At 65.5% G+C, this 25,269-nt stretch carries 26 protein-coding genes; 13 read left to right on the top strand and 13 right to left on the bottom strand.

Annotation, left to right across the window (positions count from 1 at the left end):
* Nucleotides 1-43 precede the first annotated feature (43 nt).
* The gene (locus FFS68_RS10740) at nucleotides 44-919 is read right to left on the bottom strand and encodes an MBL fold metallo-hydrolase (protein ID WP_137753194.1); all 876 of its coding nucleotides are present in this window, start codon (nucleotides 917-919) and stop codon (nucleotides 44-46) included.
* Between the two features lie 64 nt (nucleotides 920-983).
* Here FFS68_RS10740 and FFS68_RS10735 point away from each other — a divergent pair, with 64 nt between their 5' ends.
* The 7 genes from FFS68_RS10735 (at nucleotide 984) to FFS68_RS10705 (ending at nucleotide 7,598) form a co-directional block, all read left to right on the top strand.
* The gene (locus FFS68_RS10735; protein ID WP_137753193.1) at nucleotides 984-1,310 is read left to right on the top strand and encodes a metalloregulator ArsR/SmtB family transcription factor; all 327 of its coding nucleotides are present in this window, start codon (nucleotides 984-986) and stop codon (nucleotides 1,308-1,310) included.
* Nucleotides 1,311-1,312: 2 nt separating this feature from the next.
* On the top strand, nucleotides 1,313-1,846 hold the full coding sequence (locus FFS68_RS10730; protein ID WP_137753192.1) for a rhodanese family protein: 534 nt from the start codon (nucleotides 1,313-1,315) through the stop codon (nucleotides 1,844-1,846).
* On the top strand, nucleotides 1,846-2,277 hold the full coding sequence (locus tag FFS68_RS10725) for a DoxX family membrane protein (protein WP_137753191.1): 432 nt from the start codon (nucleotides 1,846-1,848) through the stop codon (nucleotides 2,275-2,277). Before FFS68_RS10730 ends, FFS68_RS10725 begins: the two co-directional genes overlap by 1 nt.
* The gene (locus FFS68_RS10720; protein ID WP_137753190.1) at nucleotides 2,274-3,032 is read left to right on the top strand and encodes a sulfite exporter TauE/SafE family protein; all 759 of its coding nucleotides are present in this window, start codon (nucleotides 2,274-2,276) and stop codon (nucleotides 3,030-3,032) included. The genes FFS68_RS10725 and FFS68_RS10720 overlap by 4 nt, the downstream gene beginning before the upstream one ends.
* A gap of 234 nt (nucleotides 3,033-3,266) precedes the next feature.
* Nucleotides 3,267-4,646, top strand: coding sequence for a DEAD/DEAH box helicase (locus FFS68_RS10715; protein ID WP_137753189.1), 1,380 nt, complete (start codon nucleotides 3,267-3,269; stop codon nucleotides 4,644-4,646).
* A 180-nt stretch (nucleotides 4,647-4,826) separates the two neighbouring features.
* Nucleotides 4,827-6,494, top strand: coding sequence for an MFS transporter (locus tag FFS68_RS10710; protein WP_137753188.1), 1,668 nt, complete (start codon nucleotides 4,827-4,829; stop codon nucleotides 6,492-6,494).
* A gap of 60 nt (nucleotides 6,495-6,554) precedes the next feature.
* Nucleotides 6,555-7,598 carry an alpha/beta hydrolase gene (locus FFS68_RS10705; protein ID WP_137753187.1) on the top strand — a complete coding sequence of 348 codons (1,044 nt, stop codon included), beginning with the start codon at nucleotides 6,555-6,557 and terminating at the stop codon, nucleotides 7,596-7,598.
* Here FFS68_RS10705 and FFS68_RS10700 read toward each other — a convergent pair.
* From FFS68_RS10700 to FFS68_RS10670, 7 genes are all read right to left on the bottom strand, one after another.
* The gene (locus tag FFS68_RS10700; protein ID WP_137753186.1) at nucleotides 7,549-8,316 is read right to left on the bottom strand and encodes an alpha/beta fold hydrolase; all 768 of its coding nucleotides are present in this window, start codon (nucleotides 8,314-8,316) and stop codon (nucleotides 7,549-7,551) included. The genes FFS68_RS10705 and FFS68_RS10700 overlap by 50 nt on opposite strands.
* Nucleotides 8,317-8,364: 48 nt before the next feature.
* On the bottom strand, nucleotides 8,365-8,604 hold the full coding sequence (locus FFS68_RS10695; RefSeq protein WP_137753185.1) for a hypothetical protein: 240 nt from the start codon (nucleotides 8,602-8,604) through the stop codon (nucleotides 8,365-8,367).
* A gap of 195 nt (nucleotides 8,605-8,799) precedes the next feature.
* Nucleotides 8,800-9,429, bottom strand: a complete 630-nt coding sequence (locus FFS68_RS10690) for a hypothetical protein (RefSeq protein ID WP_137753184.1) — start codon at nucleotides 9,427-9,429, stop codon at nucleotides 8,800-8,802.
* A 56-nt stretch (nucleotides 9,430-9,485) separates the two neighbouring features.
* A complete protein-coding gene (locus tag FFS68_RS10685; RefSeq protein ID WP_137753183.1) occupies nucleotides 9,486-10,736 on the bottom strand; it encodes an N-succinylarginine dihydrolase in 1,251 nt (416 codons plus the stop codon).
* A gap of 1 nt (nucleotide 10,737) precedes the next feature.
* Nucleotides 10,738-11,751, bottom strand: coding sequence for an arginine N-succinyltransferase (locus tag FFS68_RS10680; protein WP_137753182.1), 1,014 nt, complete (start codon nucleotides 11,749-11,751; stop codon nucleotides 10,738-10,740).
* Nucleotides 11,748-12,959, bottom strand: a complete 1,212-nt coding sequence (locus FFS68_RS10675) for a hydrolase (RefSeq protein WP_137753181.1) — start codon at nucleotides 12,957-12,959, stop codon at nucleotides 11,748-11,750. Before FFS68_RS10675 ends, FFS68_RS10680 begins: the two co-directional genes overlap by 4 nt.
* An 89-nt stretch (nucleotides 12,960-13,048) precedes the next feature.
* Nucleotides 13,049-13,348: a WYL domain-containing protein gene (locus tag FFS68_RS10670; protein WP_137753180.1), complete on the bottom strand. Its 300-nt coding sequence runs from the start codon at nucleotides 13,346-13,348 to the stop codon at nucleotides 13,049-13,051.
* A 215-nt stretch (nucleotides 13,349-13,563) separates the two neighbouring features.
* Between FFS68_RS10670 and FFS68_RS10665 the strand changes: the two genes are divergently transcribed.
* The gene (locus FFS68_RS10665) at nucleotides 13,564-15,666 is read left to right on the top strand and encodes a malate synthase G (protein ID WP_137753179.1); all 2,103 of its coding nucleotides are present in this window, start codon (nucleotides 13,564-13,566) and stop codon (nucleotides 15,664-15,666) included.
* A 39-nt stretch (nucleotides 15,667-15,705) separates the two neighbouring features.
* On the opposite strand, the gene FFS68_RS10660 is transcribed toward FFS68_RS10665, so the two are convergent.
* Nucleotides 15,706-16,656, bottom strand: a complete 951-nt coding sequence (locus tag FFS68_RS10660) for an acyltransferase family protein (RefSeq protein ID WP_171003825.1) — start codon at nucleotides 16,654-16,656, stop codon at nucleotides 15,706-15,708.
* A gap of 267 nt (nucleotides 16,657-16,923) precedes the next feature.
* Between FFS68_RS10660 and FFS68_RS10655 the strand changes: the two genes are divergently transcribed.
* From FFS68_RS10655 to FFS68_RS10645, 3 genes are all read left to right on the top strand, one after another.
* Entirely contained in the window at nucleotides 16,924-17,130 is a 207-nt protein-coding gene (locus FFS68_RS10655) for a hypothetical protein (protein ID WP_137753177.1), read from the top strand.
* A 175-nt stretch (nucleotides 17,131-17,305) separates the two neighbouring features.
* Nucleotides 17,306-19,321: a GMC family oxidoreductase N-terminal domain-containing protein gene (locus tag FFS68_RS10650; protein ID WP_137753176.1), complete on the top strand. Its 2,016-nt coding sequence runs from the start codon at nucleotides 17,306-17,308 to the stop codon at nucleotides 19,319-19,321.
* 131 nt (nucleotides 19,322-19,452) lie between these two features.
* A complete protein-coding gene (locus tag FFS68_RS10645) occupies nucleotides 19,453-20,181 on the top strand; it encodes a rhodanese-related sulfurtransferase (RefSeq protein ID WP_137753175.1) in 729 nt (242 codons plus the stop codon).
* A gap of 110 nt (nucleotides 20,182-20,291) precedes the next feature.
* Here the strand turns inward: FFS68_RS10645 and FFS68_RS10640 are convergent, their stop codons facing one another.
* Entirely contained in the window at nucleotides 20,292-21,626 is a 1,335-nt protein-coding gene (locus FFS68_RS10640; protein ID WP_137753174.1) for a caspase family protein, read from the bottom strand.
* An 18-nt stretch (nucleotides 21,627-21,644) separates the two neighbouring features.
* Entirely contained in the window at nucleotides 21,645-22,268 is a 624-nt protein-coding gene (locus FFS68_RS10635) for a class I SAM-dependent methyltransferase (RefSeq protein ID WP_137753173.1), read from the bottom strand.
* 94 nt (nucleotides 22,269-22,362) lie between these two features.
* On the opposite strand from FFS68_RS10635, the gene trxB reads away from it, so the two are divergent.
* Both trxB and FFS68_RS10625 read left to right on the top strand, forming a co-directional pair.
* Nucleotides 22,363-23,328 carry a thioredoxin-disulfide reductase gene (gene trxB, locus FFS68_RS10630; RefSeq protein ID WP_137753172.1) on the top strand — a complete coding sequence of 322 codons (966 nt, stop codon included), beginning with the start codon at nucleotides 22,363-22,365 and terminating at the stop codon, nucleotides 23,326-23,328.
* A gap of 31 nt (nucleotides 23,329-23,359) precedes the next feature.
* Entirely contained in the window at nucleotides 23,360-23,809 is a 450-nt protein-coding gene (locus tag FFS68_RS10625; RefSeq protein ID WP_137753171.1) for a hypothetical protein, read from the top strand.
* Here FFS68_RS10625 and FFS68_RS10620 read toward each other — a convergent pair.
* A complete protein-coding gene (locus tag FFS68_RS10620) occupies nucleotides 23,806-24,579 on the bottom strand; it encodes a hydrolase 1, exosortase A system-associated (protein WP_137753170.1) in 774 nt (257 codons plus the stop codon). The two genes, FFS68_RS10625 and FFS68_RS10620, sit on opposite strands and share 4 nt — an antisense overlap.
* Entirely contained in the window at nucleotides 24,564-25,250 is a 687-nt protein-coding gene (locus tag FFS68_RS10615; RefSeq protein ID WP_137753169.1) for a hypothetical protein, read from the bottom strand. Before FFS68_RS10615 ends, FFS68_RS10620 begins: the two co-directional genes overlap by 16 nt.
* Nucleotides 25,251-25,269 lie beyond the last annotated feature (19 nt).

The raw sequence follows: 25,269 nt of genomic DNA, 5'->3' as shown, positions 1-25,269 counted from the left end.
CCTTGGCGCAGCACCGCGGGCGACTCAAGCGCGTTGGCGCGGATCAGATCGTATCGAGCGGAATCCGCAAATAGCGGCGTCCATCGGCTTCAACCGGCGGCAGCGCGCCCGCGCGAATATTGACCTGCAATGACGGCAGGATTAGCTGCGGCGCCGCCAAACCCTTGTCGCGCGCGCTGCGCATCGCGACGAAATCGGCTTCGCTGACCCCGTCATGGACATGGACGTTGCCAGCGCGCTGCTCGGCGACGGTCGATTCCCATTCGGGTTCGCTACGATCCTGGGTCGGGTAATCGTGACAGGTAAAGACGCGGGTGTTCGCGGGCAGGGCGAAAATCTTGCGGACCGACCGATAAAGCGTCGCGGCGTCGCCGCCGGGAAAGTCGGCGCGCGCGGTGCCATAGTCGGGCTGGAACAGCGTATCGCCGACAAAGGCGGCATCGCCGATCGTGTAGGTCACGCAGGCGGGCGTGTGGCCCGGCGTGTGGATGACGCCGATCGTCAGCTCGCCTAGCGGCAGCGTGTCGTCTTCATCGACCAGCCGCGAAAAGGCGCTGCCATCGGGTACAACATCGTTGGCGCCGAACAGCGGCGCAAAGATGCGCTGCACGTCGCCGATATGGCGGCCAATGACGATCGGCGCGCCGGTGCGTTCGTGGATGTGATGCGCCGCGGTCAGATGGTCGGCATGGGCGTGGGTTTCGAGCACATAGGCAAGATGCAGCCCGCGCGCTTCGATTTCCGCGAGCAACCGGTCAGCCCCGGCGGTCGAGGTGCGACCGTCGCGCTGGCTGAAATCGAGCACCGGATCGACGATCGCCGCTGTGCCGGTGGCGGGATCGGCAACGATATAGCTGATCGTATTGGTCGCGGCGTCGAAAAAGCCGGCGACGTCGGGGCGAGGGGAAGCGGCGGTCATGAGAAATCTCCTTTGCATATATATTAGGAATTGCTAAATTAGAATCAACTAATATATTGGTGCTATGTTCGATCTAACCCGCTTTGACCTCCGCCTGTTCGAAGAAAGCGCCGGGCGCGCTGCGACGCTCCTCCGCCTCCTTGCCAACGAAAAACGGCTGATGATCCTCTGCCAGCTTGCCGACGGCGAAATGGCTGTGGGCGATATCCAGTCGCACGTCAGCCTGTCGCAATCGGCGCTGTCACAGCATCTCGCATTGCTGCGCACCGAAGGCATCGTCGCGACGCGGCGCGAGGGGCAGGCGATTTTTTACCGTCTCGACGATCCCGCCGCGATGCGCGTGATCGAGACGCTCGCCGAACTTTTCTGTCCCCCCGAAATGAGGAAATGACCATGACGGCCACCATCAACAGCCTCGCGCCGCTCGATGTCCGCGCCCGGCTCGACAGCGGCCGCGCGATCCTGGTCGATATTCGCGAGGCCGACGAATTTGCCCGCTCGCACATTGCGGGCGCGCACTCGCAGCCCTTGTCGGGGTGGGAACAGTCGCACCTCGGCATCGATCCTGCCGCTGACGTCATTTTCACCTGCCGTTCGGGCGCGCGCACCGCGGGTGCGTGCGACCGACTGGCGGCGCGCATTTCGGGCGATGCTTTCGTCCTCGACGGCGGTCTCGACGCCTGGAAAAAGGCGGGCTTGCCGGTGGCGACCGACGCCTCGGCGCCGCTGGAAATCATGCGCCAGGTCCAGATTGCGGCCGGCACGCTCATCCTGATCGGAGCATTGCTCGGCACCTTTGTCGCGCCCGCCTGGTTCGGGCTGTCGGCGTTCGTTGGCGCCGGACTATTGTTCGCGGGGATCAGCGGCTTTTGCGGCATGGCGCGGCTGCTGATGCTGGCGCCGTGGAACCGCCGGACGGCGCTTTGATGCGCGCGACATGGGCTTGGCTTCGCGACCTTGATCGTGGGTTATGGTCACCGCGCTGGCTTTCGCACCGCGCCGAGGCGATTTTTCGTATCGCGCTCAGCCTGATCTTCATCGTCGGCGGGCTTGGCCATTTCGTCCAGTTGGACGAAATGCTGCAACGCATCGATGAATCGCCGTGGCGCGATCAGGTTGTGGCCATTGGCGATCCGGCGATGCTGCTGTGGCTCAGCGGCGGGGTGTTCATCCTGTTCGGGCTGCTGCTGGCATTGGGGCTCCTACAACGCTTGTCGGCCCTCCTGCTGTTCATCACGCTGGTGCCGATTACTGTGTCGGTCCACATCGCGCCCGGCCATGTCGGGCCACTGCTCAAAAATGTCGCGATCCTTGGCGCGTTGCTCTTCATCTATGCACAGCGCGGCCGCGTGCGTTGATCGAAACGCTGCTCCTCGCGGCGCTTGGCGGCGTTCTCATCGGGCTGCTGCTGACGTTGTTCGGCGGCGGCGGATCGGTGCTCGCGACGCCTTGGCTGATCTATGTCGTCGGAGTGGTCGATACCCACGCCGCGATCGCGACCTCTGCTGCCGCGGTGGCGGTGAACGCCGCGACAGGACTGATCGCGCAGGCCAAGGCTGGGCGGGTCAAATGGCCGTGCGCCAGCGTGTTTGCCACCGCGGGGTTGATTGGATCGGTCGTGGGCGCCCGGCTGGCGATGCAGATCGACGGCGATTTCCTGATCCGTGCTTTCGGCGTCGCGATGATCGCCATCGCGCTGTCGATGCTCATCCCGCGCAAGAATGAAGGCGACCCCGCGGTCCGTCTGACCCCGACAATGGTATGGAAATTGGCGCCGGTCGGGCTGGTCGCGGGTTTGGCGGCCGGTTTCTTCGGCATCGGCGGCGGCTTTCTGATCGCGCCGGGGCTGATGGCCGCAACCGGTATGACGCTCGCCAACGCTTCGGCGTCGTCGCTCGTGTCGGTGACCTTGTTCGGCGGCGCGACCAGCGCCACTTACGCGCTGCACGGCCAGCTCCTCTGGCCGCTGTTCGCGGCGCTCGTCGCTGGCGGGGCGGTTGGAACTTTGGCCGCGATGCCGCTGCTCCGCCGCATCGAAACGAACGCAAAACTGCTGCGCCATGGCTTCGCGCTGCTGGTGATCGCGGTCGGACTGTTTATCATCTTTCGCTAAACGCTTGCCAAATCACCATCTCTATGCGATATATTGTGCAGCGCAGCATGGCGGGATGACCCGCCGTAACCACCGGCAGCGTGATTTTCCCGCCCAAACTCAGGGCGGGACGAGCCGGACCAGCGCTTTGTCCCCAGAGGCACCCTTTCACGCGGGTCGTTTCGAACCCGCGGCCGTGCGCCGTCCGTTCGATGCGAACGGATGCGCCTGCGCGTCGCCCATAGTGAGTATTTTATGACGACTTTTAACGACTTTGGCCTGCACGCCGACATCAATCGCGCGCTTGCCGCCAAGGATTATACCGTCCCGACCCCGATCCAGATGCAGGCGATTCCGCCGCTGATGAAGGGCCGCGACCTGTGCGGTATCGCGCAGACCGGTACTGGCAAGACTGCCGGTTTCTCGCTGCCATCGATCCATCATCTTTTGACCTATCCGCATCGCCCGACCCCGCGCGGCTGCCGGATGCTCGTCCTCGCGCCGACGCGCGAGCTAGCGGCGCAGATCGCGCAGAGCTGCCGCGACTATGGCCGTTTCACCAAGCTGTCGGTTTCGACGGTGTTCGGCGGCGTGCCGATCAACAAGCAGATCCGCGACCTGTCGGGCGGCGTCGACATCCTCGTCGCCACCCCGGGCCGCCTGCTCGACCTGATCGATCAGCGCGCGCTGCGCCTCGACGATGTCGAAATCTTCGTCCTCGACGAAGCCGACCAGATGATGGACATGGGCTTCATCCACTCGCTGCGCCGCGTTGCGAAGCTGCTGCCGTCGCGCCGCCAGAACCTGTTCTTCTCGGCAACGATGCCGAAGGAAATCGCCCATCTGGCTGAACAGTTCCTCAACGATCCCGTCACCGTGTCGGTCACCCCACAGGCGACCACGGTCGAAAAGATCCGCCAGTTCGCGACCTTCGTCGAACAAAAGGAAAAGCAGGCGCTGCTGCACTCGGTGGTCGCGACCCAGGACATCGATCGCGCGCTGATCTTCACCCGCACCAAGCATGGCGCTGACCGCGTCGTGCGTCATCTCGCGGGCGCCGGGATCAAGGCGATGGCGATCCATGGCAACAAGAGCCAGTCGCAGCGCACCCACGCGCTGCAGGCGTTCCGTTCGGGCGACATCAAGCTGCTCGTCGCCACCGACATCGCCGCGCGCGGCATCGACGTGTCGGGGGTCAGCCATGTGATCAACTTTGAAATCCCGAATGTGCCCGAACAATATGTCCACCGCATCGGCCGCACCGCGCGCGCCGGCGCCGAGGGCATGGCGATCAGCTTCATCGCGCCCGATGAGCGGCCCTATATGAAGGACATCGAGCGCGTCACGCGCAGCAAGTCCGAACCGATGCCGCTGCCCGAGAATTTCAACGAGCTGGTGCGTAATTTGCCCAAGCCCGTTGCAGGTCCGCGCGACACTGGCAGCCAGGGCCGCGACCCGAGCCGCCAGCGTCAGGACGCCAATCGCGGGCGCAATAGCGGTAAGCCGCAAGGCGAACGTGGCCCGCGCCGCGATGGTGTGGCCGGTGAAGGCGCTGAAGGCCAGCGCAAGCGCCGCTTCCGCCCGCGCAACAAGAGCGTCGGCGCGCATAAGGGTGCGGTGACGCGCGTCGGTTGATGCCCGCAACGGCCGTCATTGCGAGCGAAGCGAAGCAATCTCCAGCCATCGGGCAGCATTTGCCGATAGCTGGAGATTGCCGCGTCGCTTCGCTCCTCGCAATGACGGATGGCTGCCGTTGACGCCAAGCTGACACCCGCTAGACCCTTTGCCTGACGACAAGGGCAAAGGGTCTAGTGGATGACTGACGCAGGGGCAAAATCACCCATCGATACGCGCCAGAGCGAGCGCAAGGTCATCCTCGCCTCCTCGCTCGGCACCGTGTTCGAATGGTATGATTTCTACCTCTACGGCCTGCTAGCGACCGTCATATCGGCGCAGTTTTTTTCGGGCGTCAACGAAACCACCGGCTTCATCTTCGCGCTCGCGGCCTTTGCCGCGGGCTTTGCGGTGCGGCCTTTCGGGGCGCTCGTGTTCGGGCGCATCGGCGATCTCGTCGGGCGCAAGAACACCTTCCTCGTCACCATGGGTCTGATGGGCGCGTCGACCTTCCTTGTCGGCATCCTGCCCAGCTACGCGTCGATCGGCGTCGCCGCGCCGATCCTGCTTGTTGTCCTGCGGTTGGTGCAGGGGCTGGCCCTTGGCGGCGAATATGGCGGCGCCGCCACTTACGTGGCCGAACATGCGCCCGAGGGCAAACGCGGCCTGTTCACCAGCTTCATCCAGACCACTGCGACGCTCGGCCTGTTCGCGGCGCTGGGGGTCGTCATCACCATCCGGACGCTGATCGGCGAGGCGGCGTTCGCCGACTGGGGCTGGCGTATCCCGTTCCTGATCTCGATCCTCCTGCTCGGCGTCTCGCTGTGGATCCGCCTCCAGCTCGAGGAAAGCCCGGTCTTCAAACAAATGAAGGAAGAGGGCACGACGTCAAAGGCGCCGCTGACCGAAGCCTTCGGCCGCTGGGGCAACCTCAAATGGGTGATCATCGCGCTGTTCGGCGCGGTCGCGGGGCAGGCGGTCGTCTGGTATTCGGGGCAATTTTATGCGCTGTTCTTCCTCGAAAAGACGCTGAAGGTCGACGGCGCGACGGCGAACATCCTGATCGCCATCGCGCTCGCGCTCGGTACCCCTTTCTTCATCCTGTTCGGCTGGCTCAGCGACAAGATCGGGCGTAAGCCGATCATCCTCGCCGGCTGCGCGCTCGCCGCGCTCACCTATTTTCCGGCGTTCCAGATGCTGACCGCCGCCGCCAACCCGGCGATGGCGAAAGCGCAGGCCAGCGCGGCTGTGCGGGTCAACGCCGACCCGGGGGCCTGCGCGTTCCAGTTCGATCCGGTGGGTAAGGAGAAATTCGAAAGTACCGGCTGCGATATCGCCAAATCGGCGCTAGCAAAGGCGGGCGTCAGCTACACCAGCGTGACGCGCGCGCGGCGCACGGGTGAGGCCGCCGATGTGTGGATCGGTGACCGCGTGCTGATCGCGCCCGAACCGTGGCGCTTGGCCGAGGAAGACCGCGCCGCCGCCGCCGAAGCGTTCCGCAAGGAGCTGGCCGCCGCGACCGCGGCCGCGGGCTATCCGGCCAGGGCCGACCTGGACGCGATGAACAAGCCGCTGGTCGTCGCCATCCTCTTCTACCTCGTGCTGCTGGTGACGATGGTCTACGGTCCGATCGCCGCGCTGCTCGTTGAGCTCTTCCCCAGCCGCATCCGCTACACCGCGATGTCGCTGCCCTATCATATCGGCAACGGCTGGTTCGGCGGCTTCCTGCCGACGACGGCGTTCGCGATGGTCGCCGCGACGGGCAATATCCATTACGGCCTGTGGTATCCGGTCGTCGTCGCGGCGCTGACCGTCGTGATCGGGCTGTTCTTCCTGCCTGAAACCTTTCGCCGCCCGATCCACGAATAGCGCGGATTGACGCGCCGCGTTGGGGCGCTAGGTTCGCCCCGGCCTTGAGGGGGGCGCGTGATGACGATCGACGACGAAGATTTTGACCGGCCACCGCCGCCGCGGCGTCCATTGCTCCGGCGCAAGCGGGTGCTTATCCCGCTCGGGCTGCTCGTCGCGATCCTCGCGATCTTTCTCGCGCTCCGCACGTCCGATACCGATCGCGACGCGATGATCGCCAAATATGGCGGCCCGAACGCGGCGTTTGCCGCGGGGCCGGCCGGGCAGCGCATCCATTACCGCGATCGGGGCAAGCGCGACGGCGCTGCGATCATCCTGCTGCACGGGTCGAACAGCAGCCTGCATACCTGGGAACCGCTGGTGCAGCGACTGGGCGCCGACTACCGCATCGTCACGCTCGACCTGCCCGGCCATGGCTTGACCGGCGGCACCCCCGACAAGGATTATGGCGCCGACGGTATGGCGGCGGCGGTCGATGTCGTCGCGGCAAAGCTCGGGCTCGACCATTTCATCCTCGGCGGCAATTCGATGGGCGGCTGGGTCGCGTGGCGTTACGCGCTCGCGCAGCCTGCGCGCGTCGATGCGCTGTTGCTGCTCGACGCCGCCGGTATGCCGCTCCGCAAGGGAGAGAAAGCCCCCGAATCGAATGTCGGCTTCCGGATCCTGAAATATCCGCTCGGGCGCTGGCTCGCGACCCAGATCACCCCGCGGGCGCTGGTCGAACAGTCGCTGCGCGGTTCGGTGGAGAAGCAGACGATCATCGATGACGCGACGATCGATCGTTATTGGGAATTGCTCCGCTTTCCCGGCAACCGCGAGGCGACGGTGCTGCGCGCGCGGCTGAACCGCGAACCCGCAATGGCGGCGCGTGTCGGAGAGATCAAGGCGCCGACGCTGATCCTGTTCGGCGACAAGGACCGGATCATCAATCCCAGCGCGGCGCAGACCTTCCACGAACGGATGGCGGGGTCCGAAGTCGTATTGCTCAAGAATATCGGCCATTTGCCGATGGAGGAAGACCCCGACGCGACCGCGGCGGCGATCGCCGATTTCCTTACGCGGCGGCTTGTTGCTCCGCCGCAGGCTGGTCCAGAAACGCGCTGATCCGCGCCGCAATCGCGGCGGCATGGGTGAAGGGGAAGAGGTGCGATCCCGGCACCACTTCCAGCACCGCGCCGTCGATCAGGCTGGCGAGCATCTGGCCATAGCAGGCGGGCATGACGCCATCCCGCTCGCCGATCAGCACCAGCGTCGGCAACGCCTTCAGCCCCGGCAGATACGCCGCGCTGGTCCACCCCGCCATCGCCGCGGTCTGATAGGCAATACCAAGCGGCGTCGCGGTCTGGATTTTCAGCCCGCTGGCCTGCATGTCGTCGTCGAACAGCGCCCCCCAGCCGATCCCCGGCGCGCCCATGACCGGCGTCGTCGCCATCAGCACCAGGCGGCGGACGCGCCCCGGAAACTGGATCGCGATTTGCTGCGCCAGCGCGCCGCCCCAGCTGAACCCGGCAATGTCGATGATCTGGTGACCAAGGCGGTCGGCAATTTCCATCACCACCGCGGCGATCGTCGGCGCGCCATAAGGCAGCAGCGCGTCGGGCGAGCCGCCGACCCCCGGCATATCGAGCGTCCACACCTCGCGCCCGTGCAGCTGCGCGAGCAGCGGCGCGGCGGCGGCCAGATCGGCGCCGATGCCGTTCAGGAACAACAGCGGGGTGGCGGACGCGGACCCGGATTGACCGGCGCGCCAGCGCGCCACGCGCAGCGTCAGGCCATAGACGTGCTGGGTGCTGATGGCCGGACGGCCGCTGATCCTGCTCATGCCCCGGGCCTTGGCATATCCGGGTGACATCCGAAAGGCCGCAGGCGCTTAGTCCGGCTGTTTTGCTGCTGCCGCCGCCTGTTCGTAGCGCAGGCAATCGAAAATCTTCGCCCCCGCCAGGAACACCGCGCCGCTGCACGCGACGAGCAAAAGCTGGCCGCCAAGGCCCGGATATTCATGGAGATAAGCGGCGCCGCGCGCCATGGCGCCCACCGCGAGGGCATAGATGATCAGGCACGCTTCAAAGCGGGTCTTGATGACGAACAGGCGTCCGATTTTTTTCAACATCGCAGTTTATCCAGCAAGAGCCGTGCCACTGGCGCAAATCGGGGATTTGCGGCGCGGCGGTTATGGTAAACTGTAAGTTAATCCGACAGATGAGGGAAGGGACAGGTTGGCTTTGGGGTGGGAAGCGGCCAGCTCCATTTTCGTCATCCCGGACTTGATCCGGGACCCATGACGCTTCCAGCGCGGACAAGCCATTCAGATCGCGAGCCGCTCGACCTCTGACAAGGCGGTCAGCTTGACCATCAGGATGAATTTTTCGACGGCCTCGTCGCTCGCGCCCTTTAGTGCCGCTTCGATCGCGGGGTCGCTATGCAGCATATGGGTCAGCACGATTTCGAATTCCGCATTGCCCGACCCGGTCTTGGCCAGATTCTGAACCTGGTCGCGCGGCCGGTTGCGCAGGACGGCGAGCGCATTCGCGCTCCATTTAGGATGGCCGAGCTGGTTGGCCAGCGTGTCTGCGGCAAAGCGCATGGCGGCCGAGCCATTGGCGTGCAGCGCGCTGTCAATCGACCAGCGGTTTGGTCGCGCGCACTGATCAACGGCATCTTTCAAGGCTTCGATATCGCCGTCGGAGCGCGGGCGTTTCGCAACAATCGCCGCACCGATGGAGGATCGGGCAGCGGGTGCCACGGCGTTGTAAACGCAGTCGCCGGGTGTCGCGGATTGCATCGTCAGCAGCAGAGCAGGTATCAGGATCGACATGGCGGCAGGCGTATCGTGATCGTCCAGCTCGCACAAGAGCGCCTGCAGTCGCCGCTGGGCGGCGACTTCAAAGATCGATGCGGCGCTTGGCGCGTCCGATGTTCTGGCGATCCGGAGCATCCCTCGCGGTGATGCGCATGACGCCTATGTCAAAATCTGCCGCAAGGGGCTTCGGGCTACGCCAGTTCGCTCAACCCCGCTGCGTCCAGCAGCGTCGCTCGCGCGCGCCGCACATCCGCGGCTAGCGTCGCCGATGCCAGGTCACCCGGCGCGATCGCTTCGGGCCAATGCTGTGCCACCACCGCGGCGATCCGGTCGAGCTTCGCCTCGTCGGCGATGAAGCGCGGATCGACCGTCGCCGGGTCGGCGACGACGCGCAGCCGCAGGCACGCGGGGCCGCCGCCGTTCGCCATCGACTGGCGGACATTGACCGGCAGCAGGCGGCGGATCGGGCCGTTACCCGCGACATGCGCCTCCAGCCAGTTCCACACCGCGGGGATCGCCTGCGCCTCGGTCGGCAGCACCAGCCCCATGCCGCCGCCGCCCGGCAGGCTGACGAGTTGGGCGTTGAACAGATAGGATTTGATCGCGTCGGGCAGCGTCACTGCGCTCGCCGGCACCTCGACGATCTCGACCGCGGGAAAGGCGGCGCGGATTTCGGCGTGCGCGGCTTCGCGGTCCTCGAACGCGGTTTCGTGGGTGAACAGCACATGCTCGTTCGCCACCGCGACGACATCGTTGTGAAAGGCACCGCCCTGGATCGCGGTGTCCGACTGGCGGATGAAGAGGGTGCGCTTCGGGTCAAGGTTGTGATGACGCGCGATCGCCTTGGACGCGTCGAGATGCTGGCGCGCCGGAAAGCGGCCGCCGCCGACGCCATAGACGAAGATTTCGACGCCCGCGCCGTCGTGTCCGCTGCACAGCCGCATATGGTTCGCCGCGCCTTCGTCACCGAACGGCGCGGGAATCGGCGCGTGCACGGCAAAGGCGGGATCGGCAAAGGCGAGGCGCAGCTGCGCCAGCGTACCCGGCCATTCATGGCTGCGGTGCGGCATGGTGACCAGGTTGGCGACGGTCAGATGGCATTTGCCGTCGGCGCTGTCGGGGGCGGGCGAGACGGTCGCGGCGTTCGCCGCCCACATCGACGATGCCGACCACGCCTGCGCGCGCAAATGCCCCTCGGCATCGGCCAGCGTCGTGCCGAGCGCCGCGAGCCACGGCGCGTCGGGTCGGTCGAGCGGCATGAAAAAGCCCTGCGGCAGGCCCAGCGCCAGATTGTGCCGCATCTTGTCGATGCCCTGGAGCGCCGCAGCGCGCGGCTGCGACACGTCGCCCGCGTTCGATGCCGAAGCGATATTGCCGCGGCTCAGCCCCGCATAATTATGGCTGGGGCCGATGATCCCGTCGAAATTGATTTCGGTCAGCATGTCAGCGGCCGATCCAGCTGATCTCGTCGCCCGCCGTCACGCCAAGCAGCTTCGCGGCAGCGCCGTCGAGCGTCGATCCGTCGCCGATCTTGCCGAAACAGCAACGGAAATCGGCGAGGTGACCGGTGGCGACTAGCGCGTCGTCGCCCCCCATGTCATCGGCGCCGGCTATCGCCGAAATCTCGACATTCTTGGCGCCCGCAACGCTCGCCACCTGATCGGTGCGCGCGGTCATCGTCGGGCCGCCGTCGAAGATGTCGACATAATTTTCGAACGCGAAATTCTCATTCTCCAGCATCCGCATCGCGGCGCGGCCGCTGGGATGCGGGACGCCGATGACGCTGCGCGCATGCTCGCTCAGCATCGCGATATAGACCGGATGTTTGGGCATCAGATCGGCGATGAACTGGTTGCCGTTGACCGCGTTGAACTGGTCGGCTTCCTGAAAACTCATGCCGAAAAATTTGCCCGCGACCCCGTCCCAGAACGGCGATCCGCCCGCCTCGTCGATCACCCCGCGCAGTTCGGCGAGGATGCGGTCGCCAAAGCGCGCGCGGTGGCGGGCGATGAACAGATAGCGCGAGCGCGCGAGCAGCAGCCCGAGCCCGCCGGCGCGCGCCGCGGGGTGCAGGAACAGCCCGCCGACTTCGCTCGACCCGTTGAGGTCGTTGCTGAGCATCAGGATCTGCGCCTGAAAGGTCCGGCCGAGCTGCTCGCTATGCTTGCTGTCGGTGCCGATGCGATAGGAGTAGAACGGCCAGCGCTGACCGACCTGCCCGAACACCTGACAGGTGCCGCGCACTTCGCCGCTGTCGAGGTCTTCGAGCACGAGCAGATACAGTTCGTCCGACGGATATTCCTTGTCGCTGGCGAACGACGCTTCGGTGCGTTCGAGTTTCGCGCGCAAGGCCTTTTTGTCGGGAGGCAGGTTGGTGAAGCCGCCGCCGGTCAGCTTCGCCATCTCGTAAATGCTCTGCAAATCGCCCGGCTTGGCTGCCCGGATCACGTAATTCACACTGTCCCCCGTTCCGCTATGCGTATCATGGTGAGCGCCGAAAGCTGCGCGCGTTCGGCGAGGCTATCGACGACCAGAAATTCGTCCGCTGAATGAATCGCGCCGCCGCGCGGCCCCATCGTATCGACGACCGGAATGCCGCAGGCGGCGATATTATTGCCGTCGCAGACGCCCCCTGTCGCATTCCAGCGGATCGGCGGCAGGCCGAGCGCGGCGCCGCAGCTCTGCACCAGTTCGAACAAACGCGTCGCCGCGGCATCGAGCGGTTTGGGCGGGCGGTTGAAATTGCCGTGGATGTGGCAATGCACATCATGTTCGCGCGATACCGCGGCGACCGCGGCGCGCAACGCCGCCTCGGCCTCGGTCATCGCTGCGGGGGTCGACGGCCGCATGTTGACGCGCAGGATCGCGCTGTCGGGGACGACATTGTTCGGGCCGCCGCCGTCGATTTTTGCGGGATTGACCTTCAGCGTCGGCGATTTGAGCGCTGCGAGCCGCAATGCCAGATCGGCGGCGGCGAGCAGGGCGTTACGTCCGTCATCGGGGTTGCGCCCGGCGTGCGCTGACAGGCCGTGGACGATCACCGAGAAGTTGCCGCTGCCCGGCCTTGCCCCCGCCAGCGTGCCGTCGGGCAGCGCGGGTTCGTAGGTCAGGGCGGCGGTTTTTCCGGCGGCAAGTTCGGCAATCAGCCGCGCCGAGGCGTGGCTGCCGGTTTCCTCGTCGCTGTTGATCATCACGTCATAACCGACACGTGTCGCGAACGGCGAGGCTTCGAGCGCGGAGAGCGCGGCCAGGATCACCGAAATGCCTGCCTTCATATCGGCGGTGCCGGGGCCATTAAGCACGCCGGGCTCCAGCCATTTCAAGCTCTGGAACGGATGATCGGCGGCGAACACGGTGTCCATATGGCCGGTGAGCAATAGCTGGACTGGCGCGTCGGGACGAACGCGCAGATGCAGATGGTCGCCGCGCTGGATGGGATTGACCCGGCCCGCGGCATCGACGCTCTCGACCGGATCGGCGGCGACGAGGCGAAGCTCGCCCGGCAGCGTGGCAAACGCATCGGCGAGTTGCCCGGCGACGTTTTTCAGACCCGCGAGGTTGCCGGTGCCGCTGTTGACCGCGGCCCAGCGTTCGACCTGCGCGAGCATCGGCGCGTCGGCGGCGCGTTCGAGCGTCGCAGTTTCGGATGCGGTGAGCGTGGTCATCGCACGGCTATAGCGAGCGGCGCGGGGCTTGCCACCCCCGCCGAGGATGAATCATCGGCCGACCATGACCCGCGGTTATGGTACGGCGGTCAGACCGCGAGCAGCAGTGTGTCGTCGCTTTGCGGCGGTGCGGCTTCGAACGAGGGCAAGGGGTCGAAACTGGCGTCGATCAGCGCCGGTGCGACGAGGCCGTCGAGCTTGAATTGGCCGAGCCGCCGTTCGTCGTCGGACCGCCAGCTCTTGTCGAGGTTGAGCGCGCTGACGAACAGGTCGCCGCGGCGTTCGAACATCTGGTGCGGCGCGAGTTTCATCAACTGGCCATTATACTGGGCGGTCACGACGCGCTTGCGCGCGATCGCTTCCATCAGCGTCAACCGGGTTTCGCTCATGATCTGGCCTTGGGGAGGAGGGGGGAGATTACGTTGTGCATTGCAACATAATGCACATGCTAACGTTCCCGGCAAGTGCCGAAACGCAACCGATCGCGTGAAATCCTATGCGTGAAATCGCCGCCATTGCCATTGCGGGACAATCGCGGCATAGGGCGGCGGCCCTTTCCTCCCCGGGTCCACGGGCGCAGCCGCGCCGACCAGAGGGTGCTTAAATGACCGAATTTCTCGACCGTGCAGGCCTGTCCGTCGATTCGCGACTGGCGGAGTTTATCGAGGCGCGCGCGCTGCCGGGGACGGGGCTGGATGCAGCCAAGTTCTGGGCCGATTTCGCGGGCCTGTTGGGCAAATTCACGCCTGAAAATGCCGCTTTGCTCATCAAGCGCGAGGATTTGCAGGTCCAGATCGACGCATGGCACCACGGGCGTGTGGGCCAGGCGCATGACGCTGCCGCCTATCAGGCGTTCTTGCGCAAAATCGGCTATCTTGTCCCCGAACCCGCGCCGTTCAAAATTGGCACCCAGAATGTCGATCCCGAAATCGCGACGATGGCGGGACCGCAGCTCGTCGTCCCCGCGCTCAACGCGCGCTTCGCGCTCAATGCCGCCAATGCGCGCTGGGGCAGCCTCTATGATGCGCTCTATGGCACCGACGCACTCGACGCGCCGCCCGCAATTCCGGGCGGTTATGACGCGGCACGCGGCGCAGCGGTGATCGCGCGCGCCAAGGCGTTTCTGAATGAGGTCGCACCTCTGGCGATTCCATGGGAAGATGTGAAAGATCGGGCTGAGGTTGAGCTATTTATATGCGAAGACGGACAGCCCGTGGGATCGACCGAACGCTCGCTGCTATTCCGGCACAATGGGTTGCATGTTGAAGTAATCTTCGATCGCGGCCATCCGATCGGTAGAACCGATCCGGCCGGCATCGCCGATGTTGTGCTCGAAGCGGCGCTGACGACGATCATCGACCTGGAGGACAGCGTCGCGGCGGTCGACGGTGAAGACAAAGTGCTCGGCTACAGCAACTGGCTGGGCCTGATGCGCGGCGATCTGACCGAAAGTTTCGCCAAAGGCGGGGCAACCGTGACGCGCGCGATGGCGGCCGACCGCGAATGGACATCGCCGGCGGGCGAAGCCTTCGTGCTCCACGGCCGCAGCGTGATGTTCGTGCGCAACGTCGGGCATCTGATGACGACGCCGATGATCCGGCTACCCGATGGCAGCGAAGCCCCCGAGGGGCTGTGCGATGCGGTGATCACCGCGCTATGCTCGCTCCACGACCTCAAAGGTCTCGGCGCCCTCACCAACAGCCGCGCGGGCAGCATCTATATCGTCAAGCCCAAGCAGCATGGCCCCGAGGAATGCGGCTTCACCGACCGATTGTTCGACGCGGTCGAGGATATGCTGGGCCTGCCGCGCCATACGATGAAGGTCGGGGTGATGGACGAGGAACGGCGGACGAGCGCCAATCTGGCCGCGTGCATCCACGCGGTGAAGGACCGCATCGTCTTCATCAACACCGGCTTCCTCGACCGCACCGGCGACGAAATCCACACTTCGATGCGCGCGGGCCCGATGATCCCCAAGGGCGAGATGAAGGCGAGCGACTGGATCGCGTCCTACGAGGATCGCAACGTCCGCATCGGCCTTGCCTGCGGGCTGTCGGGCAAGGCGCAGATCGGCAAGGGCATGTGGGCGATGCCCGACCTGATGAAGGGGATGCTGGAAGCCAAGATCGGCCATCCCAAATCGGGTGCAAACACCGCCTGGGTGCCGTCGCCGACCGCGGCGACGCTGCATGCGCTGCATTATCATGCGGTCGATGTGTTCGCGCGGCAGCAGGAGATCGCGGGCGAGGCGGTGCCGTCGCTCGACCGGTTGCTGAATATCCCGGTCGCCGCGGGTCGCAACTGGAGCGAGGCCGAAATTGCGCGCGAGCTCGATAATAATTGCCAGGGCATTTTGGGCTATGTCGTGCGCTGGATCGATCAGGGCGTCGGTTGCTCGAAGGTGCCCGACATCGACGACGTCGGCCTGATGGAGGACCGCGCGACGCTGCGGATTGCGTCACAGGCGCTGGCGAACTGGTTGTTGCATGGCGTGTGCTCGGAGACCCAAGTCGACGCGGCGCTGGTGCGGATGGCGGCGAAGGTCGATGGGCAGAATGCGGGCGACCCGCTGTACGAGAAGCTGACCCCCGACGGCATCGCCTACCGGGCCGCGCGCGCGCTGATCTTTGACGGGGTGACGCAGCCGTCGGGTTATACCGAACCGCTGCTCCACAAGTTCCGGCAGGCGAAAAAGGCGGCGGGATAGGGGCAGCGCCGCACGGCCGGGTCCGTGCGGATCCTGACCTCAGGATCGCCGCCGGAGGAAAGCCAATTTCAATCCGGACGACGCCAGCGATGCAGCGCGGACCCGGCGATCGAGCAGGAGCCCGACGGCAAGGGAGACGCCAATCGACCATGCAAAAGCGGCAAGCCAGCTTTGGCCGCTCCCCAGCGCGATGTCCTGAACCGGCCAATGGAGAGCATATAACGGGAAGGACCACGCCCCGATAAAACTCGCAATCGGCCGATAGCTGCTGTCTTCGTCGAACCCCAACCCGCACAGCAGGATGATCGGGTTGAGCAGCAAGACGACAATATAGTCCGCCCAACCCAGCTGCGAAGCGATCAAAATGGCCAGCGGCAACAGAATGAAGGCCAGCCAAGCCGGGCCGCGCGCTGTGGCGGCATTGACCCGCCACAGCAGGATCCCCAGCGAATAGGACATCAGGACGCGCGGGATCCCCAAGAGATAGCGATCGCCCTGGCCGACATCCATATCTCGCCAGCCATGTGCAAAGACAATGGTGGTCAAACAGCCGATCGCAACCAGGGCCAGTCCTGCCGATGATATCCGGCGCAGGAAAATGGTGTGCGCGGCGTTGGCAACCAGTTCAAAATGGACCGACCACATCGGGTTGTTCATATAGAATATGCCGTTCGACATCGGAAGAAATGCCAAAGCCAGTGCCGCGCATGCGGCCGTCAGATAGGGGTTGGCGCCCGAGCCCAAATAGATGGCGGCCGAAATTGCCACACCCATCGCTATCATGGGCAAGAGCCGGAACCAGCGCGCGTGCAGAAACCGCACGACCCCCATTGCGGACATTCTGGTTTCAAAGGTCGCCGCGATCACAAATCCGGAGAGCAGGAAAAAGAAGTCGACGGCAAGATAGCTGCGACTGACAAAACTGGGCAGGCCTGCCAGATCGGCGGCGTGGTTGAACGCCACGACGATCGCGGCGATGCCACGCAACATATCCAGCCCCGATAGTCGATGCACCGCCATTGGCCGCTGGTATCGCGAAATGATTTCGATCCAATTGATACGCCGCATCGGGGGTCGATCGAATAGGTCCAGCGCGATTGCGTGCTGTCCACTGGCCTTCGCCGACGATCGCGAATGACGGCTGGCGATCGGCAGACGACATTGGATTCCCCATCACTTCGTCATTCCCGCGAAAGCGGGAACCCAGTCCGACGTTGCTGCCGGTTCCCGCTTTCGCGGGAATGACGAAGGTGGGTGATGTCCGCTCTCCACCCCAAAGCGGACATCCGCCGCTCAAAAAAAACGCTGTCCTACATTATTCCGCTGTGCCAGCCTTCATCGCAGCTCTTTCAATTTGTCGGCAAAAGCGGTCGCCGTCCGGATTCCGGATGCGGCCAGGATCCGGCCGCCCTCTGTCCACCGAACACGACAAATCGGGCGCTGCACGAGGCTGAACTTTCCTGAACTTTGGCATGATGGCCCGGTGCACGCGCCGACCGGATCGCAGCCCCTGCCCGGGATAAGCAAACACGGCAATGTCGGCTCGCTCCCCCATTGCCGCCGCTTCGATACAATACGCCTTGCCATCACCCTCTATAACCCGGCAAATTGCCAAGCGGGGCAAGCAGGGGGCAGGGCGATGACGGCACCATTTGGATCGGGGCAACGCAAATTTCTGAAGGCGCTGACCGAGGCGCTGTTTTTCGGGGCCGACATGGCGATCACCGCCGATCAGGTCGTCGACAATATCAGCGAGCTGTTCGCGAAGGTCGGCGGGACCAAGCTCGACGAGATCCGGCTGTCGCTGACCGCGACCGAACTGGTGCTGGGCGGGCCGTTTTTTACCGAGGATGACGTCGCCGGGCGCGCCGAAAAGCTGAAGGACCGGCTCCAGGACAGCCAGATCGACCTGTTTCAGGACATGGCGCGGCTGCGCGGCATCGTTTACGCCTGCTATTACGGGCATTGGCAGCCGGGATTGGAACCGGGCGATCAGGACGCCAACGCCGCCAATCCGGTGCACCGCCAGATCGGGTTCAAGCTGCCCAAGCACCGCGTGCGCGGCGACGACGAGGTGGAGATCAAGCCCGTCGTCGGCCGCGAGATCGATCCCGCACATATCCTTGATGCCACCACGCTGGGCGACGAATATGACGTCGTGGTGATCGGGTCGGGCGCGGGCGGAGCGGTCGCGGCGCATAACATCGCGGCGCAGGGGTATAAGGTGCTGATCGTCGAGGCGGGGCCGTTTTTCCCGTCGCACAAGATCCACCACCACGAGCTGGAGATGATCGCGCAGCTGTACAAACATGGCGCGCTGCAGACATCGACCAACCGCGATTTTGTGGTGTTCCAAGGGCGCTGTGTCGGCGGATCGTCGACGATCAACAACGGCATCTGTTTGCGCGTCAACGAGGCGGGGCGCACGCACCCCGACGCGCGGGATGTGCTGGCGAAATGGGCGAGTATCGGCGCGCCGATCGACGCCGCGGCGTTCCACGCGAGCTATGACGCGGTCCAGGCCAAGCTGGGCATCGCGCGGATCGAGCCGCGCAGCGGGCGGCACAACGGGCCGCATTTGATCGAGGGGTGGCGCAGCTTTGCCGCGGCGTCGGGTAACCCGCGCGATGCGCGCGCGGTCACCGACTGGTTCGCCAAGAATTTCGGGCCGCCGAACACCCCCAATGCCTGTGCCTATTGCGGTTACTGCAATTCGGGTTGTCCCTATGGCCGCCGCTTGGGGGTGGCGCAGACCTATCTGCCCGCAGCGTGCCGCGACCATGGCGCGCGCATCCTGCCGGGGACCAAGGCCGAACAGATCGTCTGGCAAACCGCCTATGACGGGCGGCGCGAGGCCGAGGCGGTGGTGCTGGTGTTGCCCGGCGACGTGCGCGTGATGGTGCGCGCGCGGGTCGGCGTGGTCGTCGCGGGGGGCACGATCGCGTCGTCGAAACTGCTCGACCGCAGCGACATCGACGGCACCGGCTATCAGGTGTCGCTCAACGTCGCTTCGCCGGTGGTGGCGCTGATGCCCGATGGGGTCGGCGGCGATGCGTGGGACGAGGACCAGATGTCGAGCTATGTCGATGTCGGCGATTATCTGCTCGAAAGCCATTTCCAGCCGCCGATGTCGATGGCGTCGCTGATGCCCGGCTGGTTCGCTGACCATGCCGACCGGATGAAGAATTTCGGGCGGGTGCATTCGGCGGGCATCTTGTTCCCCGCCGACCGGCGTGGGCGAGTGGTCGATGACAAATTACAGTTCCAGCTCGATGCGACCGACGATTTGCCGGTGCTGCGCGATGCGATGGCGACGCTGACCAAGGTGCATTTCGCAGCGGGGGCGATCGAATGTTATCCGGCGCTGGCGCAGGGGCAGGTGGTGACCCCCGACATGGACGTCGATGCGTTTTTCGCGGGCGCGATCCGCGAACAGGATGATGTCACGCTGTCGAGCAGCCACCCGCATGGCGGCAATGCGATCAACGAAGACCCGGCGCACGGCATCGTCGACCTCGATTGCAGGGTGCATGGGACGACCAATGTGCTGGTCACCGACGCCAGCGTTTTCCCCAGCTGCATCCGCGTCAACGCGCAATGGACGACGATGGCGATGGCGCATTATGCGACGGGGCGGGGAGATCCTTTCCGATAGGCGGTTCGTCGTTGCGAGCGGAGCGAAGCAATCTCCAGCTATCGGCCTTGCCCAAGGCCGATAGCTGGAGATTGCCGCGTCGCCTTCGGCTCCTCGCAATGACGGCTGCTTTTGTCTAAGGCGGCGGCGCTATGACCTTCACCGTTGCTGCCCTCTACCGTTTCGCGCCGTTCGGCGATCCCGCCGCGCTGCGCCAGCCGCTGATCGACCTGTGCGCCGCGCAGGGGGTGAAGGGGACGTTGCTCCTGGCGCGCGAGGGGGTCAACGGGACGATCGCGGGCCGCGCCGAGAGCGTTGCCGCGGTGATCGCGCATATCCGCGCGCTACCCGGTTGCACCGAGCTCGATGTCAAATATTCGACAGCCGCTGGAATGCCGTTCCAGCGGCTGAAGATACGCTTGAAGAAGGAAATCGTGACGCTGAAGGTCGCGGGGCTCGACCCCGCGCGCGACGCCGCGCCTTATGTCGATCCTGCCGACTGGAACGCGCTGGTCGACGATCCCGATACGGTGCTGATCGACACGCGCAACGGGTTCGAGGTCGGTTATGGGAGTTTCGACGGCGCGGTCGATCCTGCGACCAGGAGCTTTGGCGAGTTCCCCGACTGGTGGCGCGCCAATGCCGGGCGGTTTGCGGGCAAGCGCGTCGCGATGTTCTGTACCGGCGGCATCCGCTGCGAAAAATCGACCGCATTCCTGCGCCACGAAGGCTTCGAGGATGTCGTGCATCTGAAGGGCGGCATATTGGCGTATCTGGAGCAGGTTCCGGCGGCCGAGAGCCGCTGGCACGGGAGCTGTTTCGTTTTCGACGAGCGGGTGAGTGTGGGACATGGGCTGGTCGAGGTGGGGGAGAAGGAATAATCTAACCGTCGCCCCCGCGAAGGCGGGGGCCGCAATCGGTTTACGCAGCAAAGCAGGAAAAAGGCCAACAGCGGCCCCCCGCCTGCGCGGGGGCGACGGCTTTTTAGTCGTCACCCCACCGTCAGCGTATAGGTCACCCGATAATCGCTCGCATCGCCGTCGAGCGTGCGGGTGAACGTCCCCGGCGTTTCGCCCAGGTCGATCGTTCCGATATTGTCGCTGCCGCCGATGTCGTCGAATTCGCGCAGTTGCAGGCTGACCGGCTGATCGAACGCGAAGCTCTGGTTCACCGCCCAGCTTTCGCCCTTCTTGATCGAATAAATGTCGCTCTTGCCCTCGGGAAAGCGCTGGCCGGTGTTGAAGCGCAGGAACAGCTGGTCGGGCAGGCCGAGGCCGAGGCGGCCGGTCAGTTTGACGCAGTCGACGCGGACGTTGGTCAGGATGAACTTGCGCGCCGCGGGGCGGGCGGCGGCGGCCGGTTCGGTCATCGCGGTCATCGTGACGGGTGCGGTCACGGCACCGGGCGTTTTTTGTAGCCGGCTGATATTGTCGCCCGCCTGCCCGGCATATTTGCCCGCCGGAAATTCGGCGAGATAGGCGCTGAAGCCGCGGACGTTGTTTTCGGCGAGCGCGCCCTTCCACAGCAGCTCCTCGAGCCCGCTGCGGTCGCCCGATGGCTTGGGCGCGGTCGGCACAGCGCGCGGGACGAGATAGACCGGGGTGCCGGTGATGCTGGCGCTGACAAACGGCCGCTGGCTGCCGCCCGTCGCCGCGAGGACATCGTCGCGGATCAGCCCGCCGAGCAGCTGCACCGGGACGTCGGGCTGCGGCAGGCGCTTGGCGAGCGAGGTTGCGAAGGGCGAATTGCCCGTCGTGCCGTCGGCGGCGGTCTGGCCTGGTGCTGCGGCGAAGATGACGAGGACATCGTCGGCCTCGACCGCCGCCAGCCCGTTGACCACCGCGCGCGTCCCCGATCGCCACGAGCGGCCGAACGGATTGTTGCGGCACGAATCGAGCACGACCATGCGGATCTGCGCCCCCGACACCGATTCCATCAGCCGGTCGAGGTTGATCGCCTCATAAGGGAGGTCGAGGTCCGATTTCAGCTGCGCGTCGGTGGGGATGAGCCAGTTCTTGCCCTGCGCCTCGATCCCGTGCCCGGCGAAATAGACCATCGCGACATCGGCGCCGTCGGCCTTGGCGCGAAAATCGCGCATCGCTTTCTGGAAGTCGTTGACCGACAGGTCGGCGGCGATGGTGACATCGTCAAACCCGGCTTGCCGCGCCGAGGCTGCGATGATCCTGATGTCGTTGACCGGATTGGCGAGGCGGCTGGTGTTGGCATAATCGCTGTTGCCGATGACCAGCGCGACCTTGCGCGCTTCGGCCGCGGTCGGCGCGAACAGGATCAGCACGGTGAGGGTGATCAGCCAGAATCGCATCATCTCGCAAACCTCTCTGTGTCAGACGGCACGCGCCGCGCCATATTCGACCCAGCCGAACGGGCGCGGGGTTTTGGGCATATAGGCGGCGGCCTGCCGGTCGACGGCAAAGCCCGCCTGCTCATAAGCGGCCGAAATCGGGCGGGTCAGGTGGCAATTGCCGCCGATGCGTTTCCACAGCGGCTCGATCCGCCGCTGCCATTTCGCGACCCCGGCATCGGGGGCGGCGCCATGTTCGAGGAACAGCGCGGTCCCGCCGGGTTTCAGCACGCGGCGGATTTCGGCGAGCACCGCCGCCTGATCGGCGACCGAGCAGAGGGTGAAGGTGGTGACCACGGTGTCGAACCGCGCATCGTCGAACGGCATCGCTTCGCCCACGCCGCCCTGAATATCGGCCGCCATGCCGCGCGCCAGCGCCGCGGCGCGGCTCATCGCCAGCAGTTCGGGCGAGGGATCGAGGCCGGTGAAGCTGGTGACCCGTGCCGGATTATAGAATTCCATGTTGATGCCGCCGCCGCAGCCGAGCTCGAGTACGTCGCCGCTTGCGTTGGGGACGACCTGGCTGCGCACCTTCATGATCTGCCCCTGCGAACAGGCGCATTTGATCAGCCGCGGCACCCCATGACGTTCCCACCAGCTTGCCATTTGTCTGAACTCCCCTTGGCGCGGAAGGTGACCCTTGCTAGCGCGGTTGGCAACACCCATCTGTGCGTGTCCGCACAGCCTTTGAAAGACCATCATGCCCAGCGTTCACCACACCAAGATGCTCATCCTCGGTTCCGGCCCCGCGGGCCTGTCGGCCGCCATTTATGCGGCGCGCGCCGGCATGATGCCGATCGTGGTGCAGGGGCTGCAACCCGGCGGCCAGCTGACGATTACCACCGATGTCGAAAACTACCCCGGCTTTGCCGAGGTGGTGCAGGGGCCGTGGCTGATGGAGCAGATGACCGCGCAGGCGACGCATGTCGGCACGTCGATGATCTGGGACACGATCGTCGACGTCGATTTGTCGCAGCGCCCGTTCAAGATCACCGGTGATGGCGGCGACGTTTATATGGCCGACACGCTGGTGATCGCGACCGGGGCGCAGGCGAAATGGCTGGGCGTTCCGGGCGAGCAGGAGCTGGGCGGCAAGGGCGTGTCGGCGTGCGCGACGTGCGACGGGTTCTTCTATCGCGGCAAGAAGGTCGTGGTGATCGGCGGCGGCAACACCGCGGTCGAGGAGGCGCTGTATCTGACCAACCACAGCGACGATGTGACGCTGATTCACCGCCGCGACCATTTGCGCGCCGAAAAAATCTTGCAGGACCGGCTGCATGCCAATCCCAAGATCAAGGTCTTGTGGAACAAAAAGGTCGAGCGGTTTGTCGCGGGCGAGGGCGTTTCGGGGCTGGTCGGGGTCGACCTGATCGATACGGTGACCGGCGAGGCGAGCCACGAGCCGACCGATGGCGGCTTTGTGGCGATCGGCCACAGCCCGTCGACCGAGCTGTTCAAGGGCAAGCTGCCGCTGGATAGCGACGGGTATCTGGAGGTCACGCCGGGGACGTCGTTGACGTCGATCCCGGGGGTGTTCGCGGCGGGCGATGTGACCGACAAGGTCTATCGCCAGGCGGTGACCGCGGCGGGCATGGGCTGCATGGCGGCGCTCGATGCCGAGCGGTTTCTGGCCGAGGCGGAGTATAAGGCGCTGGTGGAGGCGTAGGGGGACGACTGGGATGAGACGAGGGCGATCGGTGCGATATGCAATGGCGCATATGTGGTGCGCCCTCGCTCTGATTGCTTCGCCGACGGTCGCGATGGCCAAGGACAGCGCCGCCCGTTCGGTGCGCGTCGTGCGGGATTATGTCGACCGCGCGCGGCAAGGGCAGGACGCCGGCGGCCTGGTTTCCCGATATGCCAGCGTGGGTGTAATCGGGGTGGGCACACCCTATGAGCATGCCGATTTCGTGACCTATTTCAGCCAATGCGCGCTGGTGTCGATAACCGATGCGACGCTGGTCGACGGGGTTCGCGAAATTGCAAGCATGGGCGATCTCTATTACGTCGTCGGCAGCTTCGTCTGCCGCGACGGCGAAACCGAAGAGCCGGTCGCGCGGATCGGCTTTGGGGTTCAGGACCGGCAGATCACCCGGATCGATCTCGATCCCGCGACCTTCCTGGCGCATCGGGATGATGCAAACTAGGCTGTGCTTCCCCGACCCAACGCTTTCAGGATCGTCCGGGCGAGCCACTCGGCATCGTCGCCCGCGAAGCTGTGCGACGCGCTGGCGAGGCGTTCGACTGGCACCGCGCCCGGATCGCAATTCTCGATAAATGCCTGCGCCGTCCGGTCGCCGGTGGCGAGCAGGATCGTTGCCGGACAGGGTAGGCTGCCGGGGGCCGTGGCGGGGGGTTTGCGCCCGAGCGCCGATAGGCCGCGGACCAGCTTCCGGACGTCGATCTCGCCCTTGAGCAGCCGGAGCAGGCTTTTGGGATCGGTCAGCCGCGACAGATAGCGTGCGCGGATGGCGGCGGCGGGGGGCAGCGCGGGTTCGTCGGTTTCGTCGCTGTCGTCGCTTTCGTAAGTCCACGGATTGGCGAGGATCAGCGCGTCCAGCGCCCGCGGCTGGTGGAGCAGCAGCGCGCTGGCGGCGTCGCAATTGCCGAAGGCGATGATGCGGGTAAGCTGCGGCGCGGTGCTGCGGAAGGCAGCGATCGCGGCGGCGATGTCGGGGGCGCTGCTTTCGTAACCGCCGTTGTCGCCCTCGCTGTCGCCGATGCCGCGGCGGTCGAAGCGGAACACGGGGTGACCGCCTGCGGCAATGCGCGCGGCCAGCATCGCCATGCCGCGATGCGCGCCGCTGCGGATCTCATTGCCGCCCGAGACGATCAGCAGGCCGGTGGTGCCGGGCGCTTCGTCGAGGGTTGCGGCAAGCGCGGCGCCTTCGCAGGGAAAGCTCAGCTGATGCCGCATGTCTGGCTCCAGGCGGCGATGTCGGCGGCGATCGCTGCGGCCATTGCGGCGTCCTCGCCGGGTTCGGCGCGCAGCCATAGCGGCGTGCCGGCGATGGCCTCGGCGCCGCTGCCAAGGGTGACGGTGCGGAGCGGGGCGACGGGTCGGGCCTCGGCGCTGCCGAGCTGCGCCATCATCGCGGGCGAGAGTAGATTGCCCGCGATGAGCAGTGGCGCGGTAACGGCGTTGGCTTGCAGGCTGTCGAGCGACGAGGTCAGCCGGGCTTCGCGATCGGCGGCGACCCGCGCGCGCATCAGGGTGCGGAGCAGCGAGGCGCCGCTGACGGGAGCGAGGCGCCACCGTGCCGCGGCGTTCGCGCTATGGTCGATCAGCGTGCCGCCACGCAGCGAGGCGACGATCAGCGGGCCGTCGATGGCTGCGGCAGTCTTGGTGAGCGCATCTTGCCAGCGGGCAAGATCGACCTCGGCGAGCGGCACGAGGCTTTCGTTCTGGCCCGGGAGGTCGGGGAGCTGCGCCGCGAAACCATCGGCGGCGAGCGCGCGCATCGCGAGGACAAGCGTGCGGCGGCTGCGATTCGCTTCCTCGAACAGCGGCGGGACGAACAGGATCGTGGCGCGCGGGGTGCGCGTGGGGGTGATGCGGAGGATATGTTCAGGGGTGGGCATTGCCATGCACCTGCCCTCTGTCGTC

The sequence above is a fragment of the Sphingopyxis sp. L1A2A genome (assembly GCF_005502465.1).
Taxonomy (GTDB): Bacteria; Pseudomonadota; Alphaproteobacteria; order Sphingomonadales; family Sphingomonadaceae; genus Sphingopyxis.
The sequence above is the reverse complement of the archived record's forward strand: the minus strand, read 5'-3'. Positions and strand labels throughout refer to the sequence as shown.

Excerpts from the sequence above, each read along its gene's own strand:
- FFS68_RS10740 (WP_137753194.1), bottom strand. The coding sequence starts at position 919 with ATGACCGCCGCTTCCCCTCGCCCCGACGTCGCCGGCTTTTTCGACGCC.
- FFS68_RS10735 (WP_137753193.1), top strand. The coding sequence starts at position 984 with ATGTTCGATCTAACCCGCTTTGACCTCCGCCTGTTCGAAGAAAGCGCC.
- FFS68_RS10730 (WP_137753192.1), top strand. The coding sequence starts at position 1,313 with ATGACGGCCACCATCAACAGCCTCGCGCCGCTCGATGTCCGCGCCCGG.
- FFS68_RS10725 (WP_137753191.1), top strand. The coding sequence starts at position 1,846 with ATGCGCGCGACATGGGCTTGGCTTCGCGACCTTGATCGTGGGTTATGG.
- FFS68_RS10715 (WP_137753189.1), top strand. The coding sequence starts at position 3,267 with ATGACGACTTTTAACGACTTTGGCCTGCACGCCGACATCAATCGCGCG.
- FFS68_RS10710 (WP_137753188.1), top strand. The coding sequence starts at position 4,827 with ATGACTGACGCAGGGGCAAAATCACCCATCGATACGCGCCAGAGCGAG.
- FFS68_RS10705 (WP_137753187.1), top strand. The coding sequence starts at position 6,555 with ATGACGATCGACGACGAAGATTTTGACCGGCCACCGCCGCCGCGGCGT.
- FFS68_RS10700 (WP_137753186.1), bottom strand. The coding sequence starts at position 8,316 with ATGAGCAGGATCAGCGGCCGTCCGGCCATCAGCACCCAGCACGTCTAT.
- FFS68_RS10695 (WP_137753185.1), bottom strand. The coding sequence starts at position 8,604 with ATGTTGAAAAAAATCGGACGCCTGTTCGTCATCAAGACCCGCTTTGAA.
- FFS68_RS10690 (WP_137753184.1), bottom strand. The coding sequence starts at position 9,429 with ATGCTCCGGATCGCCAGAACATCGGACGCGCCAAGCGCCGCATCGATC.
- FFS68_RS10685 (WP_137753183.1), bottom strand. The coding sequence starts at position 10,736 with ATGCTGACCGAAATCAATTTCGACGGGATCATCGGCCCCAGCCATAAT.
- FFS68_RS10675 (WP_137753181.1), bottom strand. The coding sequence starts at position 12,959 with ATGACCACGCTCACCGCATCCGAAACTGCGACGCTCGAACGCGCCGCC.
- FFS68_RS10670 (WP_137753180.1), bottom strand. The coding sequence starts at position 13,348 with ATGAGCGAAACCCGGTTGACGCTGATGGAAGCGATCGCGCGCAAGCGC.
- FFS68_RS10665 (WP_137753179.1), top strand. The coding sequence starts at position 13,564 with ATGACCGAATTTCTCGACCGTGCAGGCCTGTCCGTCGATTCGCGACTG.
- FFS68_RS10660 (WP_171003825.1), bottom strand. The coding sequence starts at position 16,656 with ATGTTGCGTGGCATCGCCGCGATCGTCGTGGCGTTCAACCACGCCGCC.
- FFS68_RS10655 (WP_137753177.1), top strand. The coding sequence starts at position 16,924 with ATGTCCGCTCTCCACCCCAAAGCGGACATCCGCCGCTCAAAAAAAACG.
- FFS68_RS10650 (WP_137753176.1), top strand. The coding sequence starts at position 17,306 with ATGACGGCACCATTTGGATCGGGGCAACGCAAATTTCTGAAGGCGCTG.
- FFS68_RS10645 (WP_137753175.1), top strand. The coding sequence starts at position 19,453 with ATGACCTTCACCGTTGCTGCCCTCTACCGTTTCGCGCCGTTCGGCGAT.
- FFS68_RS10640 (WP_137753174.1), bottom strand. The coding sequence starts at position 21,626 with ATGATGCGATTCTGGCTGATCACCCTCACCGTGCTGATCCTGTTCGCG.
- FFS68_RS10635 (WP_137753173.1), bottom strand. The coding sequence starts at position 22,268 with ATGGCAAGCTGGTGGGAACGTCATGGGGTGCCGCGGCTGATCAAATGC.
- trxB (WP_137753172.1), top strand. The coding sequence starts at position 22,363 with ATGCCCAGCGTTCACCACACCAAGATGCTCATCCTCGGTTCCGGCCCC.
- FFS68_RS10620 (WP_137753170.1), bottom strand. The coding sequence starts at position 24,579 with ATGCGGCATCAGCTGAGCTTTCCCTGCGAAGGCGCCGCGCTTGCCGCA.
- FFS68_RS10615 (WP_137753169.1), bottom strand. The coding sequence starts at position 25,250 with ATGGCAATGCCCACCCCTGAACATATCCTCCGCATCACCCCCACGCGC.